The organism is Methanocalculus sp. (assembly GCF_029762515.1).
Lineage (GTDB): Archaea > Halobacteriota > Methanomicrobia > Methanomicrobiales > Methanocorpusculaceae > Methanocalculus.
The window spans coordinates 1-1,840 of the sequence record NZ_JARVGN010000431.1 but is presented as its reverse complement, the minus strand read 5'-3'; the positions used below and the strand labels follow the sequence as shown (position 1 = coordinate 1,840).

At 49.7% G+C, this 1,840-nt stretch carries 2 protein-coding genes; one reads left to right on the top strand and one right to left on the bottom strand.

Annotation, left to right across the window (positions count from 1 at the left end; genetic code table 11):
• Nucleotides 1–1,458, bottom strand: a 1,458-nt coding sequence (gene ilvD, locus QCH34_RS11835; RefSeq protein ID WP_300334440.1) for a dihydroxy-acid dehydratase, incomplete at its 3' end; no start/stop codon positions are given.
• A gap of 75 nt (nucleotides 1,459–1,533) precedes the next feature.
• Between ilvD and QCH34_RS11830 the strand changes: the two genes are divergently transcribed.
• The coding region (locus QCH34_RS11830) for a CHASE4 domain-containing protein (protein ID WP_300334438.1) at nucleotides 1,534–1,840 on the top strand (307 nt) is incomplete at its 3' end.

Genomic DNA, 1,840 nt, shown 5'->3' with positions numbered 1-1,840 from the left:
AGCAATCGGTCCCCCGACTTCTGCTTCTGGTGCGACATGGCCGATACATGGCCCTCGTGTACCTCCCGAGAATCTCCCATCTGTTATGAGAACCACCCGTTCATACCCAAGTCCCATCAATGCTGATGTTGGTGAGAGCATCTCGGGCATGCCAGGGCCGCCCTTTGGCCCCTCATACCTGATGATGATTACATCCCCCTCTTTGATCTCACGGGCAAGAATGGCCTTCATTGCCAGCTCTTCTCCATCAAAGACACGTGCAGGACCCTTGTGTTGCCACATCGATTCTGAGACCGCAGCATATTTGACGACCGCACCATTTGGTGCGAGCGTTCCAAAGAGGATCCTCAGACCCCCGCTTGTGTGGATGGGAGTATCAACAGGTTTGATGACGTTTTCATCCATTCTGAGAATTCCCTTTGCGATCTCGTGAACAGATCTGCCAGAAACAGTCATAACATCTTCAAGGTGATCGATTAAGCGGTTGAAGATAGCGGGAATTCCGCCTGCCCGGTTGAGTGCGACCATTGCATGCGGTCCGGCAGGCTGCATGTGACAGATATGCGGGGTTCCATCACTTATCTGATTGAATGATTCAAGATTCATGGGAATGTCCGCTTCCCTGGCAATCGCCATCAGGTGCAGAACGGTATTTGTTGAGCCTCCAAGCGCCATATCGACCCGGATTGCATTTCTCAGGCTCTTTTCTGTAATGATCTGCCTGGCATTTGTTCCCGATCTGACGAGATCCATGATTCTGTATCCTGTCTCATGCGCTACCCTGATTTTATCTGATTCAACAGCAGGAATGGCTGCTGATCCTGCTAATGACATCCCCATGGCTTCAGTCATGCATGCCATTGTATTTGCAGTATACAGGCCCTGACAGCTGCCGCATCCGGGCATCGCCGCGCACTCCAGGGTACAGAGTTCTTCTTCCGGAAATGATCCGGCAGCGACTTTTCCAACTGCTTCGAAGACATCAACGAGGGAGAGATCCTTTCCATTGAGTGTTCCCGGCATCATCGGGCCGCCGGTGAGGAGAATGGCGGGGATATCCAGACGAGCTGCCGCCATCAGCATACCGGGTACAATCTTATCACAGGTGCCAACACAGACGAGTCCGTCAAACCGGTGTGCCTCCACCATCAGTTCGATTGAATCTGCAATATTTTCCCTTGATGGGAGGGAATATCGCATTCCCTTATGTCCCATTGCAATCCCGTCGCAGATTCCAATCACTCCAAACTCAAACGGAACTCCACCGCCTGCTGCGATACCTTCCCTGACTTTGTTGGTCAGGTTTCTGAGGTGGGTGTGGCCGGGAACAATGTCATTCCAGGCATTGGCAATTCCGATGAACGGGAGATCCATCTCGCTATTGCTCAAACCGAGGGATCTGAGAAGAGAACGATTTGGGGCTCGTGGGTACCCTTTTTTTATTTCATCACTGCGCATAGATGATCAAGATACGTCGTCTTCAACACTGATAAATAGTGTCGGAGAAGACTACCTCGACATGGAAACGTTTTCATGAATGTCCGAACCCAGACGATAGTGATCATCACCCTGGTAAGCATCTGCCTGATCGGCGGGCTTGGCTTCTTTAGCCAGGCCTTCATTCTTGAAGGATTCATCGATCTCGAAGAAGAGATCCTTGAACAAAAAATGGACTATACCCTTCTCACCGTTGATTATGAACGACAAAACCTTGCTACTATTGTCAATAACTGGGCTGAGTGGGATGAGACATATCAATTTATTGCTGGTTCAAATCCGGATTTCCTTGAAAAGAGCCTTGCAGATCCTATTTTTTACTATTATCATATTCATTTTATCG